This is a genomic window from Pseudomonas fragariae (ex Marin et al. 2024), assembly GCF_059621105.1.
The window spans coordinates 2,472,532-2,485,981 of record NZ_CM184369.1 but is presented as its reverse complement, the minus strand read 5'-3'; the positions used below and the strand labels follow the sequence as shown (position 1 = coordinate 2,485,981).

Genomic DNA, 13,450 nt, shown 5'->3' with positions numbered 1-13,450 from the left:
AGGGAAGCAGGCGCTGGCCTGCTTCCCGTTACATCAGGCGGCCGGATTGATTTCCTTTTCCGGGTACCAGACGTCGATCAGCGGGCTGACAGTGACTTCTGTCAGTTCGCTGCGGCCCTTGAGCCAGGCTTCGACAGCAGCACGCTGCTCTTCGCTGACCGAGCCACGCTTGCTCAGGCAAACCAGACCGAAGTCGTCGCCGCCCACATAGCCAAGACCGTTGGCTTCCATTGCTTCTTTCAGGAAAGCGTCAAGGAAAGCATCGATTGCCTTGTCGTCCAGCTCTTGCTTGAAGTCCAGGTTCAGTTCAAAACCCAATTCCTGGAACTCGTCCACACACAGTTTTTTGCGCAGACGGCGGGAGCGGTTAGTGGCCATGGGACAATCCTCATCAATAAATATCGGGCGGCACTTTACCAGCTTGGCGATTTAAAAGCCCGACAATTGCGGCGTGGAGTGGATATCCGGCCTTGCGACGGCCATGGATACCGAATCAATAAAAAATAGCATTTACCGGCTTGCCCCCCGGTCACAAGCCTGCCCCGCTTGGGGCATAATGCGGCTCGTATCATGCGTGGCATTCTGTGTTACAAAAAAAGCCCGCCGCGCATTCACTACTATAGTTATCGAAATCGAATCTACATTTGCAATAGTTACCGAGGGAATTCATCCATGCCCTCTTTTTCGTTTCCCTCTTTGCAGTAGGGTTTTAGTCAATGATCAAGTCGCTACGTCCATTGTTGCTCGCGTCACTCCTTTTGCCCCTGGCCCTACCCTCCTACGCTGCCGTCATCAACACCACGCTGCCCCCCAAGGTTCAACAGGCCCTGAAAGCCAGCAAACTCGGCGATGACGCACTCTCGCTGGTGATGCTGCCGCTCAACGGCCCAGGTACACCGACCGTGTTCAACGCCGACGTATCGGTCAATCCGGCGTCTACCATGAAGCTGATTACCACCTACGCGGCCCTTGAAATGCTCGGCCCGACCCACCAGTGGAAAACCGAATTCTTCACCGACGGCACCCTGAGCAACGGCGTGCTGCGCGGCAACCTGTACCTCAAGGGCGGCGGCGATCCCAAGCTGAATATGGAAAAGCTCTGGCTGCTGATGCGTGACCTGCGCGCCAATGGTGTACAGCAGGTGACCGGCGATCTGGTTCTCGACCGCAGTCATTTTGTGCAACCGCAATTGCCGGTGTTCAACGATGACGGCAATGACGACAACAAGCCGTTTCTGGTCAAGCCCGACGCGCTGATGGTCAACCTCAAGGCGCTACGCTTCGTGACCCGCAATGATGACGGCAGGATTCTGGTCTCGGTCGAGCCGCCGATTGCCAGCATTCGCATTGATAATCAGGTCAAGGCAAGCGCCTCGAAACAATGCACCGGGGATGTGCGCTACAACCCGGTCACCCAGGCGGATGGCAGCGTCAACGTGACGGTCACCGGCCAGCTGGGCAATGGCTGCAACTCACAGACCTACCTGTCACTGCTGGACCACCCTACCTATGCGGCCGGCGCAGTGCGAGCCATCTGGCAGGAACTGGGCGGTACCATTCAAGGCAAAGATCGCGTTGGCGTGCTGCCCGGCAATGCCAAGCTGTTGGCCAAGGCCTTTTCTCCGGACCTGGTGGAAGTCATTCGTGACATCAACAAATTCAGCAACAACACCATGGCTCAGCAACTGTTCCTGAGCCTGGGCGAAGAGTTCCGCAACGAAGCTGACGGTGACGACGGCAAGGCCGCCCAGCGTGTCATCCGTCAGTGGCTGGCGAAGAAAGGCATCACCGCGCCGCATCTGGTCATGGAGAATGGCTCCGGGCTGTCGCGGGCCGAGCGTGTCAGCGCGCGCGAGATGGCGGTGATCCTGCAAGCGGCCTGGCGCAGCCCCTATGCTGCGGAATTCATGAGCTCGATGCCGCTGGCCGGTCTCGACGGAACCATGCGCAAGCGACTCAAGCGCACTCCGCTGCTCGGCGAGGCGCACATCAAGACCGGCACCCTGAATACCGTGCGCGCGATTGCCGGCTTCAGCCGCGACAGCAACGGCAACACCTGGGCCGTCGTGGCGATCCTCAACGACCCGCGTCCGTTCGGCGCATCCTCGATACTCGACGAAGTACTGGTCGATCTGTACCGGCAGCCCAAGCTGACCAACACCACCGTCTCGATCCAGCAATAACCAGCCGATACCGGCCATCGGCAGACCCGCTATCGCAGCGGGTCTGTCTGCATCAACCCTGCTCGGGCTCGACCCGGTCGCGACCGGCCTGTTTGGCGGCGTAGACGCCCGAGTCGGCACGCAGCAACATCTCGTCGATCCCCTCACCCTCTCGCCAGCTGGCGATCCCGAAGCTGCCTGTGACCACTTGGTCGACGCCTTCGATAGCCTGATTGCGCAGTTCCTCGCGCAGGCTCAGTGCCAGTTGATAGGCCTGGGCACCCCGCGTTCCCGGACAGATCACCATAAACTCTTCGCCACCCAGACGGCAGAACACATCGTCGCTGCGCAGCCGCTGGCTGATCTTTTCCGAGATGGCCTTGAGCACCTGATCGCCTGCGGCATGCCCGAAGCGGTCATTGATCCGCTTGAAGTGATCGATATCGAGCATGATGATCGACAGGTTACCGCCGTGCCGGTCGATTCTTTTCAGCTCGGCCTGCATCCGGTCCTGAAAGTAGCGACGATTATAGGCGCCGGTCAGCACGTCGGTGACCGACAGCGCACGCAACTCCTGCTCGACGCGTTTGAGGTCGGTGATATCGGACACAAAGCCATGCCACAGCACGCTGCCATCGGCCAGGCGCTCAGGCGTTGAGGCCGAGCGTAACCAGCGCTGCCCCTTGCGTGGCAGATTGACGCGGTACTCCTGGCTCCACGGTGTCAGGTGTGTGGCGCTGATCAGAATGGAGCTTCTGACCCGTGCCAGGTCCAGCGGCTGTATGCGTTGCAGGATAGTTTCGGAATCGCCCAGCAACTGCTCTTCGTCCACCTCGAACAGCTCGCACATGCCGGCGCTGGCGTACCTGAAACATGCGCTGCCATCGACGGCCAGGTGGTACTGGTAAATGCCGCCAGGCACTTGCGAGCCGAGCTTTTTCAACAACTGTCCCTGCTCGGCAAGGGCCTGGTTGACGCGCTTGTGCTCGGTGACGTCGATGCATACCGCCAGATACCCGGTCCACAGCCCCTGATCGTCACGCACCGCAGTGACCAGCATGTTCACCACCAGCGTGCTGCCATCGCTGCGCTGCAGGGTCCACTCCTGCGAAGGGTGATTACCATCCTGCACAGCATCGAGAAACATCAGCTGCGAGGCGCTGATGGGTTGCCCGCGGCTCTTGCTCATGCGGCTCGCGCGGGCCTCCAGATCGGCAGACTGATAAAAGTCCATCAGCCGGAACCTGCCCAGCACATCCTCTTGCGCATAGCCGAGCATTTTCTGTGCTCCGACGTTGAACGTCTTGATCAGCCCGTCCAGATCGGTGGCGATGATCGCCACTTCGGTCGCCGCGTCCAGCACACTGCGCAACTGCCCATGCGCGGCCCTCAATTGGTGCTCGCGCTGGCGCAGCTCGCGGGTGCGCTGCGCCACCCGTTGCAAGGCGCGCTGACGCTGGCTGATCAGACTGTAGAGCAAGGCGCTGAGCATCAGGCTCAAAAGCCCTCCAAGCCACAACACCCGGCCGGGCATCATGATCTGGTTGTTCAGGCTGAAAATCTGCGTAGGGCGAACCTCGACCAGATAATCCCTGTCACCCAGGTTCAGCAGGCTGCTGGCATACAACTGATTGTGTATCGCAGGGAGCGGCGACTGATAAACCTGCTCGGGCTTTTCCGGCGAACTGAGGTCGAGCATGGTCACGGCAAGATTGTCCTGCTCTGCGGTGCGCACATTCATCAATTGCGTCAGGCTGATCACGGCGGTGACATAGCCCCGCAACGGTGGAACCGGCTGGCCAGTCGAGAACACCGGCGCGACCAGCAGAATGCCATACGTGTCCGACGGCTCCAGGGAAAGCAGGCGGATACGAGGCGTTGCGACGGTTCGTTTCAGCAACCGCGCACGCTCCAGCGCGGCACGGCGTACCGGCTCCGAGGCGATATCGAACCCTGCTGGCGTCGGAATGTCACTGAGCGTCTGGATGAATCGAACCGGGAAATACTCATTTCGCACGGCGGCGGCTTTCAAGGCGCCGTTTTCATCCATTTCGCTTATGGCATACGCGGCTGAGCCTTCCTCACGCAACTGTCTTTCAAAAGCCGTCCGTTCGGCCTGCGACACTCTAGGGTTCCAGGCATACGCCTGGGTACCAATCAGTAACGGCGCGACAAAGCCGTTGAATTCGGACAGTTCAACCTGATGGGAGTAGATAAAGAAGCGAGCGAGGGTGTCGAGCCGGGTAGTCTGCCGGTCCAGACGCTCCTGCAGGCGACTGAAGCGCTCCGCGGCAACAGTATCGAAACGCTGACGCAACTGGCGCTGATACAACTCGTTGTCGGCCAGCGCCAGCATGATCGTAAGTGCCACACCGACCAGCAATGCCACGACAGCGATAAGCCACGCTGAAAGCTGGCCATTGATGAAACTCAGAACTCTGAGCTTGAACCGTTTCACTGTCATACACACAAACTCATGACGCCAACATACGGAAGCGTCAGGCTGGCTATGACTTCTGTTATAGCTATTCGCCAATAATTTTCATAGGCTTATGCCTGTTTCAGGACGATCCGTTGGTCTGTCCGCAAGCTTGAAGACATGGCCTCGCCTTGCGGACAGCCAATCAAGTTACATCTTGAATCGTGTAACGACGCCATTCATTTCAATGGCCAGTCTCGACAGTTCGCCACTGGCAAGGGAAGTCTGATTGGCGCCCTCGGTACTCTGCACGGACAGGTCGCGAATACTGATCAGATTGTGGTCGATGGAACGAGCCACCTGCGCCTGCTCTTCGGAAGCTGTGGCGATCAGCGTGTTCATGTCATTGATTTCTTCGATACGCCGGGCAATATCGTCAAGCGCTGCACCGGCCTCATGTGCAACCCCCAGAGTATCCTGCGCGCCCATGCAACTTTCCTGCATCGACCGGGTGGCTTGTTCGGAGCCCTCTAGAACGGCGCCGATCATTCGCTCGATTTCCTGGGTGGACTGCTGGGTGCGATGCGCCAGTGCCCGGACCTCATCCGCCACCACCGCAAAACCGCGCCCCTGCTCGCCGGCACGAGCGGCTTCAATAGCGGCGTTGAGAGCAAGCAGGTTGGTTTGCTCGGCGATGGTACGAATCACCGCGAGGACTTTGCTGATGTCGTTGGATTGTCCGGCCAGACGCTGCACGTCAGCACTGGTGGCAAGCACCGTGGCGCTCAGTTTTTCGATCGCGGTGACGGTACTGGCCACTCGCTCAGCCCCGCGCACGGTGGAGGCGTTGGATTCTTTCGCTGCGTCAGACGCAGCTGCTGCGTTGCGTGCGACCTCATCGACCGCTGCGGTCATTTCGTTGACCGCCGTGGCGGCCTGCTCGATCTCCTGATTCTGACGCCCCAACCCGGTGCTGGACTGCACGGTGATGGAGTTCATTTCTTCGGCAGCGGAAGCCAGTTGCTGTGACGAGTTGCCGATCAGGCCAATGGTTTGTCGCAGGTTCTTCTGCATGGCCAGTGTCGCGCGTTGCAGTTCGGAAAACTCATCGTCACCGGTGACCGGAATATCACCACGAAGATCACCGCTGGCAATACGCTCATTGACCGACAACAATGATTTCAAAGGCGTGACAATACTGCGCGTCAACAGAATCGCGAGAAATATGGTAATAATCAATGACACTATAATAATAACCACTGTGAACATAAAACCACTTTCATAGGCGGCTTCTGCACGCACACTCAGTTGATCGGCCTGATCAATATTCATCTGCACCAACGCATCGATGGCGGTCTGCAACTCACCGGTGACGGGCACTATATTGGTGTCGGTAAACGTCACCGCATCAGCGTTGGCACCTTTCTGAATCAATTCGAGCACCGTATCCAGAAGTGACGCAAACTTCTGGGCGGACGCAGTGACGGTTTGATAGAGACTTGCCTCATCGGCAGCGCTTGCCAGCGGCGCATATGCAGCAGATTGTTTGAGCATGTCTTCTCGCGCAGCTTTCAATCGAGTCACGGTAATTGTCTGAGCCTGCGGGTCAGTCTGTGCAATCAATCGCCGGGCATCCAGTCGCAAACGCAGCGTGGCGCTGCTTATTTTGTTAGCCTGTATGATGCTGGCCATCGCGTCCTTTTCCAGCGATTCCATGCTGGCCCGTAACTCGCCCATTTTCCATAGCGCGATCCCTCCCAGCGCGATGAGCAGGCAGGTGATCAGCATAAAGCTCATCCCGGCACGAACAGCGACCTTGACGTTTCTCATCTTGTTACCTTCGGAGGTGGGTACGGCGTGGACAATCTCGGAACACAGTCGATACCTTCAGTCGCCCGATTGAACAGGGACGTCACTCAAGAGGTCGACAATTGAAATTCGATATACCGCTTTCCCGAGGAAATCATATCGGGAATAAAAGTGCACAATCCGAGGAAACGAAAACAGACAAGAGATGCAATAAGACAGCAATTGCATAACCGTAGGATTACGATCTAAATACTAACAACTAAAAGTTGTATAGCCATCTGATATCACGAGTATAACACCGCGCAACTCCGTGCAATGCAAAAGCTTCAGCCTTTGTGAAATAATTTTCATCAAAGTCCATACGCTCAGGCTTTTCACATCAACTTATTGATTAATATGCCGTTTATACGCAACCACAAATCGGGCATTTGCCCAGGGCTCAAACGCGTTTGAGCACACGGGCATGCAAACGAGTGCAGGAAGTGTCGCGAGGCGCGATGACCGGACCGTTACCGATCGGTTCATCGCGCACCGGATCAGCTACGCGCCATGATTTTCCAGGCGCGGTGGATCTTGCCGTTACGGGCAAAGTCCTGGTCGATGGTGTGCGCGGTAATGTCCTCGACCGCATAACGCTGACTCAGGTTTTCATCGAGCACAAACTTGCGGAAGTTGTTGGAGAAGTACAACACGCCACCCGGCGCCAGACGCGCCATGGCCAGATCGATCAGCTCGACCTGATCACGCTGGACATCAAAAATGCCTTCCATGCGCTTGGAGTTGGAGAACGTCGGCGGGTCGATGAAGATCAGGTCGTACTCGTCGCGGTTGGCCTGCAGCCAGGCCATCACGTCGCCCTGCTCCAGACGATTCTTGTCGGAGAAACCGTTCAGCGACAGGTTACGACGCGCCCAGTCCAGATAGGTCCGCGACAGGTCGACGCTGGTGGTGCTGCGCGCACCGCCCTTGGCAGCATGCACACTGGCCGTCGCCGTATAGGCAAACAGGTTCAGGAAGCGCTTGCCGGACGCCTCGCGCTGAATACGCATGCGCATCGGCCGGTGATCGAGAAACAGCCCGGTGTCCAGGTAGTCGGTCAGATTGACCAGCAGCTTGACGCCGCCTTCGCTGACTTCCAGAAACTGGCCCTGAGCACTCTGGCGCTCGTACTGTTTGGTGCCGCTCTGACGCTCGCGACGCTTGATCACCACGCGGCTCTTGTCGATGTTCAGTGCTTGCGGAATGGCCGCCAGCGCATCGAACAGCCGCGCTGACGCCTTTTCCGGATCAATGGACTTGGGTGCTGCGTATTCCTGAACATGCACCCAGTCGTGATACAGATCGATCGCCAGCGAGTATTCAGGCATGTCGGCGTCATACACGCGGTAGCAATCGATCCCTTCGCGACGCACCCACTTGCCCATCAGCTTGAGGTTCTTTTGCAGGCGATTGGCAAACATCTGCCCGCCTTCGCTCAGGCGCGCCTGTTCGACCACCACCGGTTCCGGCTTGATCGGGTTGCCGTTCTTGTTGAGTTTGCGCTCAACGACTTCAACCTCGACAGGGTTTTCGCGTTCGATCTGACGCTGCTCGGGGGTGCGTCGCTCGCCGGTCACGAACTGATCAGGCGTGACCTTGATCAGCAGCAGTTTGCACGGCAAGGCGCCGTTCCAGAACGAATACTGTTTGTGGCTGCGAATGCCCATGCGCTTGCCCAGGTCCGGCGCGCCGGTGAACACCGCAGCTTCCCAGTTAAGGCACGCCTGACGCAGGCGCTCGCCAAGGTTCTGGTAGAGATACAGCAGACTGGCTTCATCTCCCAGACGCTCGCCGTACGGAGGGTTGCAGATCACCAGGCCTTTCTGGTTCTGGTCGGGACGCGGCTCGAAGGTCGCGACTTCGCCCTGATAGACCTTGATCCAGTCGCTCAGGCCGGCACGTTCGATGTTGTTGCGTCCCGGCTGGATCAGCCGTGGATCGGCTTCGTAACCGCGAATCCACGAAGGTGTTTTGGCCAACCCGGCCTCGGCGCGGGCCAGCGCTTCGTCGTGCAGCTTGCGCCACAGCGCCGGGACATGGCCCAGCCAGGCCGAGAAGCCCCAGCGTTCACGCTTGATGTTCGGCGCGATGTCGGCGGCGATCATCCCGGCCTCGACCAGGAAGGTACCGACACCGCACATCGGGTCAGCCAGCGCGCCGCCCTCGGCAGCAATACGCGGCCAGCCAGCGCGGATCAGGATGGCGGCGGCGAGGTTTTCCTTCAGCGGCGCAGCGCCCTGCTGCAGACGGTAACCGCGCTGGTGCAGGCTGTGCCCGGAAAGGTCGAGGGACAGAATGGCCTCGCCGCGATCCAGACGCAGGTGCACGCGCAGATCGGGGTTGATCTTGTCGACCGACGGACGCTCGCCATCCGGGGTGCGCAGCTTGTCGACGATCGCATCCTTGACCTTCAGTGCACCGAAATGGGTGTTGTCTATGCCCGAACCATGACCACTGAATTCCACCGCAATGGTGCCGTCGGATTCGAGATGATCCTGCCACTCGACATCCAGTACGCCGTGGTACAGGTCTTCGGCATCCTTCATCGGGAAGCGCTTGAGCACCAGCAACACGCGGTTGGCCAGGCGCGACCAGAGACACAGCCGGTAAGCGGTCTCCATGTCCGCCGAGCCGCGAATGGCTGAGGTGTGTTCACGGGTCTCTTGCAGACCCAGCGCAGTGGCTTCCTCGGCAAGCAGGCCTTCAAGGCCTTTGGGGCAAGTGAGGAAAAGTTCGTAGCGATCCGACATGTGTATTCCAGGGCCTGAGCCGTCTGCGGCGGGCAACGCATTGCCCTGCCAGATTTGAACAGGCGTCTTTCATAGAGAACGCCTGCGTGGCACGTGATGTGTGCCGGTCCACCGCATGATCCTGTCATGTCATTGCGGCAGTTTTGGCGCGTATTAGAACAGATATCAGGCAGGGCGACGTCGGCAATAAAAGCACGCAATCAAAAGTCGTGTTTTGAAAAGTCACATTTTTGCAGCCTCTTTATGACCCTTCGTCGCTTAAGCTGCCAAGGCATTGAGCCAGTATATGAGCCTGATAAGCGATCTCAATGGGCTCGCAACACCCCATGTTCACGGGGCTGCAGAAAAAATCAGGGTTGAAACAGGTCTGCGCTTATTGCTCGACAGACCTGAATGTGACGTGCTTATGACAAAACGATCATTCACACCGCCCTGCGCTTTGGTTAGAAATCGTCTCAGGTCATCGCTGCAATGGTGATGGCATCAAGGCCCGCGACGCCGGCAGCGGGCCCCAACGGCAGAAGATTCTGCCCGACCTCAACACGGGGTCTCAGGGATATTACAGTCAACAGACGAGGGCATTACCCTATGAGAAGACTTAAGCGTGATCCGTTGGAAAGAGCATTTTTACGCGGTTATCAATACGGCGTTCATGGTAAATCCCGTGAGCTTTGCCCTTTTACTCTACCGTCAGTACGCCAGGCATGGATCAATGGCTGGCGCGAAGGACGCGGCGACAACTGGGACGGTATGACCGGCACTGCGGGCATCCACAGACTCAACGAACTTCACGCGGTCGGATGAGGCGATTCACATCAAAGACTTTCAGGCCTCTGTCGGGCCATACATGACTGACTGATTCACACCTGCACCATGCACGCCCGACCCGGGCGGCGGGCCAACGCCCAGGGGCTCTCTTGCAGAGCCCCTTTTTTTACCCCGGGTTCAGCGTGCGGCGCGAGGCATTGCCGCAATGGCATCCACCGACTCGCGAATCAGCGCAGGGCCCTTGTAGATGAACCCCGAATAGATCTGCACCAGACTGGCACCCGCCGCGATCTTCTCGGCGGCATGCCGGCCTTCGGTGATCCCTCCGGCGGCGATGATCGGCAGACGACCCGCGAGCTCACCGGCCAGAACCTTGACGATGTGCGTGCTTTTTTCCCGAACCGGCGCTCCCGATAAGCCGCCCGCCTGATCAGCATGCGGAAGGCCTTCGACGCCTTGGCGGCTCAGCGTGGTGTTGGTGGCAATGACTGCGTCCATCCCCGATTCGATCAGCGCTGCGGCCACCAGCACGGTCTCTTCGTCGGTCATGTCCGGGGCAATCTTGATCGCCAGCGGCACACGCCTGCCATGCCGTTGCGTCAGTTCCTGCTGGCGCAGGCTCAGGGCCTGGAGCAGTTGCTTGAGCGAATCGCCGAACTGCAGGCTGCGCAGCCCCGGCGTGTTGGGCGAACTGACGTTGACCGTGACGTAGCTGGCATGGGCATAGACCTTGTCCAGGCAGATCAGGTAATCGTCGACCGCGCGCTCGACCGGCGTGTCGAAGTTCTTGCCGATATTGATGCCCAGAACGCCGCGATACTTTGCCGCTTCGACACGGGACACCAGGTTGTCGACACCCAGATTGTTGAAGCCCATGCGATTGATGATCGCCTCGGCGTTGGGCAGGCGGAAAATACGCGGCTTGGGATTGCCCGGCTGCGGACGTGGCGTCACCGTGCCGATCTCGACGAAACCGAAGCCCAGTTGCGCGAAGCCATCAATGGCCGCACCATTCTTGTCCAGGCCGGCTGCCAGCCCCACGGGGTTGGGAAACTCAAGGCCCATCACACTGACCGGCAACTTCGCCGGGGACTTGCTCAGCAGGCCGTTGAGGCCCAGCCGCCCGCCTGCACCGATCAGGTCCAGCGACAGGTCATGAGAGGTTTCCGGGGAAAGTTTGAACAGTAACTGGCGGGCCAGGTTATACATGGCGGGATGGGCTCGTGAGCAGCTGAATTCAGGCTGGCGATTATAGACGTGTGCGGGCCTGTCAGGCGAGGCGCGCGACAAACTTGTTGCTCGCCCTCCCCCGGCGATGGCATATGCCTTGCTTGAAACCGCTATCGGCACTCACTCCAACGGCGGAGCGGTGCATGGACAACGGCGTCGCTTTAGCCCCTTGCACTGGCACTCAGCGTTATATACAGCCCTGGAAAGCCCGAATTACAGGGTTTTTCACGCTTCTGCCAGAAGGGCGTAGGAGCGAACTTGTTCGCGAAGACCGTGTTTCAGACGATAGATTTTCAGCGATTGTACCGGCCCTTTCGCGAACAAGTTCGCTCCTACCGCCTCCGGCCAGAATCAAAAACAGACTTGTATATAACGAAGGGCGACTCGGCATCGGGTCGGACGACGCCTTTTTTCTGGACGGACCTTTGATGAAGCACGCGCGATGAACGAACAAACCGGTAATGCGCTGGACTGGGTGGCCGGTAGCGACGCTCCGGAAATGAACAGCCTGGACGTGGGCTTCATGGCATTGACCGACTGTGCCCCGCTGGTGGTCGCGGCCACGCAGGGTTTCGCCCAGCCTTACGGCCTGAGCCTGAACCTCGAGCGTCAGACCTCCTGGGCCGGGCTGCGCGACAGACTGGTCAGCGGGCAGCTGCAGGCGGCACACAGCCTGTACGGCCTGATCTACGCGGTGGAACTGGGCATCAGCGGTGGCCCGGCGACCGACATGGCCATCCTCATGGGACTCAACCAGAACGGGCAGTGCATCAACCTGTCCCGCGAGTTGCAGCAGGCCGGCGTGATCACTCCTGAAGCACTGGACAAGCACGCGCACCAAAGCGGCTCAAAGCTGACCTTCGCGCAGACCTTTCCCACCGGCAACCATGCCATGTGGCTCTACTACTGGCTGGCCAGTCAGGGCATTCATCCGCTCGATGATGTGAACAGTGTCGTGGTGCCGCCCACGCAAATGGCGCAACACCTGCAGGCCGGGCGCATCGACGGTTTCTGCGTCGGCGAACCCTGGGGCGCCGGCGCCGTACAGCAGCAACTGGGCTTCACCATGGCGACCAGCCAGTCGATCTGGCCGGATCACCCGGGCAAGGTGCTCGGCTGTACCCGAGAGTTTGTCGAGCAGAACCCCAACACCGCCAGAGCGCTGATCATGGCCGTACTGGAAGCGAGCCGCTTCATCGAGGAAAACGATCATAACCGGCGCAGCACCGCACAACTCCTAAGCGGTGCCGATTACCTGGACACCTCAGTGGACTGCATCGAGCCGCGTTTGCTCGGCCAGTACAGCGACGGTCTCGGCAATCACTGGCAAGACCCTCACGCGGTCAGCTTCCATGCCCAGGGACAGGTCAACTACCCCTGGCTGTCCGACGGCATGTGGTTCATGACCCAGTTCCGACGCTGGGGCCTGTTGCGCGAAGACCCGGATTACCTGGCGGTGGCCAGCCGCGTTCAGCAACTCGACCTGTACCGTCAGGCAGCCAGTGCGCTGGGTATCGACGTACCCGCCGCAACCTTGCGCAGCAGCCAGCTGATCGATGGCAGGGTCTGGGACGGCAGCGATCCGGCGGGCTACGCGCGTAGCTTCAAGCTCCACTCGCTGGCCGACGACGTGCCCGCTGTGGCCAGTCGTTGACGGAGAACGTAACCATGCTGCGTATCCTGCTTATCAATGACACCGCCAAAAAGGTCGGCCGCCTCAGGTCAGCCTTGATAGAGGCCGGTTTCGACGTGATCGACGAATCCGGACTGATCATCGACCTGCCCGCGCGCGTTGAAGCCGTGCGCCCGGACGTCATCCTGATCGACACTGAATCACCTGGTCGCGACGTGATGGAGCAAGTGGTGCTGGTCAGCCGCGACCAGCCACGGCCCATAGTGATGTTCACCGACGAGCACGATCCGGGCGTGATGCGCCAGGCGATCAAGTCCGGAGTCAGCGCTTATATCGTAGAGGGTATCCAGGCGCAACGGCTGCAACCGATTCTGGATGTGGCGATGGCGCGCTTTGAAAGCGATCAGGCGCTGCGCGCGCAACTGCATGCACGCGATCAGCAACTGGCCGAGCGCAAGCGCATCGAACTGGCCAAGGGGCTGCTGATGAAGATGAAGGATTGCAACGAAGAAGACGCTTACACGCTGATGCGGCGTCAGGCGATGAGCCGCCAGCAGAAGCTGATTCAGGTGGCCGAGCAGATTATCGCGATGAGCGAACTGCTGGGCTGAAGCCAGGAAGAACGCCTGTACGTACAGGC

General features: G+C 59.2%; 9 protein-coding genes. 4 read left to right on the top strand and 5 right to left on the bottom strand.

What is annotated here, in order from left to right; all coding sequences use genetic code 11:
- Window positions 1-33 precede the first annotated feature (33 nt).
- Window positions 34-378, bottom strand: a complete 345-nt coding sequence (locus tag AC54XV_RS10890; protein WP_003346101.1) for a YggL family protein — start codon at window positions 376-378, stop codon at window positions 34-36.
- Window positions 379-716: 338 nt separating this feature from the next.
- Between AC54XV_RS10890 and dacB the strand changes: the two genes are divergently transcribed.
- A complete protein-coding gene (gene dacB / locus AC54XV_RS10885; RefSeq protein WP_004408519.1) occupies window positions 717-2,183 on the top strand; it encodes a D-alanyl-D-alanine carboxypeptidase/D-alanyl-D-alanine endopeptidase in 1,467 nt (488 codons plus the stop codon).
- A 52-nt stretch (window positions 2,184-2,235) separates the two neighbouring features.
- On the opposite strand, the gene AC54XV_RS10880 is transcribed toward dacB, so the two are convergent.
- The 3 genes from AC54XV_RS10880 to rlmKL all read right to left on the bottom strand — a co-directional run bounded on the left by AC54XV_RS10880 (window position 2,236) and on the right by rlmKL (window position 9,179).
- Window positions 2,236-4,626, bottom strand: a complete 2,391-nt coding sequence (locus AC54XV_RS10880; RefSeq protein WP_496718584.1) for a sensor domain-containing diguanylate cyclase — start codon at window positions 4,624-4,626, stop codon at window positions 2,236-2,238.
- A 165-nt stretch (window positions 4,627-4,791) separates the two neighbouring features.
- A complete protein-coding gene (locus tag AC54XV_RS10875; RefSeq protein WP_058398724.1) occupies window positions 4,792-6,411 on the bottom strand; it encodes a methyl-accepting chemotaxis protein in 1,620 nt (539 codons plus the stop codon).
- A gap of 515 nt (window positions 6,412-6,926) precedes the next feature.
- Window positions 6,927-9,179: a bifunctional 23S rRNA (guanine(2069)-N(7))-methyltransferase RlmK/23S rRNA (guanine(2445)-N(2))-methyltransferase RlmL gene (gene rlmKL, locus AC54XV_RS10870; RefSeq protein WP_024641994.1), complete on the bottom strand. Its 2,253-nt coding sequence runs from the start codon at window positions 9,177-9,179 to the stop codon at window positions 6,927-6,929.
- 588 nt (window positions 9,180-9,767) lie between these two features.
- On the opposite strand from rlmKL, the gene rmf reads away from it, so the two are divergent.
- Entirely contained in the window at window positions 9,768-9,983 is a 216-nt protein-coding gene (gene rmf, locus AC54XV_RS10865; RefSeq protein ID WP_002553055.1) for a ribosome modulation factor, read from the top strand.
- Between the two features lie 141 nt (window positions 9,984-10,124).
- On the opposite strand, the gene AC54XV_RS10860 is transcribed toward rmf, so the two are convergent.
- Entirely contained in the window at window positions 10,125-11,156 is a 1,032-nt protein-coding gene (locus AC54XV_RS10860; RefSeq protein WP_003346110.1) for a quinone-dependent dihydroorotate dehydrogenase, read from the bottom strand.
- Between the two features lie 463 nt (window positions 11,157-11,619).
- Here AC54XV_RS10860 and AC54XV_RS10855 point away from each other — a divergent pair, with 463 nt between their 5' ends.
- Both AC54XV_RS10855 and AC54XV_RS10850 read left to right on the top strand, forming a co-directional pair.
- Window positions 11,620-12,831 (top strand): CmpA/NrtA family ABC transporter substrate-binding protein, encoded by a 1,212-nt coding sequence (locus AC54XV_RS10855; protein ID WP_058398723.1) that lies wholly within the window; start codon window positions 11,620-11,622, stop codon window positions 12,829-12,831.
- Between the two features lie 14 nt (window positions 12,832-12,845).
- Window positions 12,846-13,421, top strand: a complete 576-nt coding sequence (locus AC54XV_RS10850; protein ID WP_003406734.1) for an ANTAR domain-containing response regulator — start codon at window positions 12,846-12,848, stop codon at window positions 13,419-13,421.
- Window positions 13,422-13,450: the final 29 nt, after the last annotated feature.

Excerpts from the sequence above, each read along its gene's own strand:
- AC54XV_RS10890 (WP_003346101.1), bottom strand. The coding sequence starts at position 378 with ATGGCCACTAACCGCTCCCGCCGTCTGCGCAAAAAACTGTGTGTGGAC.
- dacB (WP_004408519.1), top strand. The coding sequence starts at position 717 with ATGATCAAGTCGCTACGTCCATTGTTGCTCGCGTCACTCCTTTTGCCC.
- AC54XV_RS10880 (WP_496718584.1), bottom strand. The coding sequence starts at position 4,626 with ATGACAGTGAAACGGTTCAAGCTCAGAGTTCTGAGTTTCATCAATGGC.
- AC54XV_RS10875 (WP_058398724.1), bottom strand. The coding sequence starts at position 6,411 with ATGAGAAACGTCAAGGTCGCTGTTCGTGCCGGGATGAGCTTTATGCTG.
- rlmKL (WP_024641994.1), bottom strand. The coding sequence starts at position 9,179 with ATGTCGGATCGCTACGAACTTTTCCTCACTTGCCCCAAAGGCCTTGAA.
- rmf (WP_002553055.1), top strand. The coding sequence starts at position 9,768 with ATGAGAAGACTTAAGCGTGATCCGTTGGAAAGAGCATTTTTACGCGGT.
- AC54XV_RS10860 (WP_003346110.1), bottom strand. The coding sequence starts at position 11,156 with ATGTATAACCTGGCCCGCCAGTTACTGTTCAAACTTTCCCCGGAAACC.
- AC54XV_RS10855 (WP_058398723.1), top strand. The coding sequence starts at position 11,620 with ATGAACGAACAAACCGGTAATGCGCTGGACTGGGTGGCCGGTAGCGAC.
- AC54XV_RS10850 (WP_003406734.1), top strand. The coding sequence starts at position 12,846 with ATGCTGCGTATCCTGCTTATCAATGACACCGCCAAAAAGGTCGGCCGC.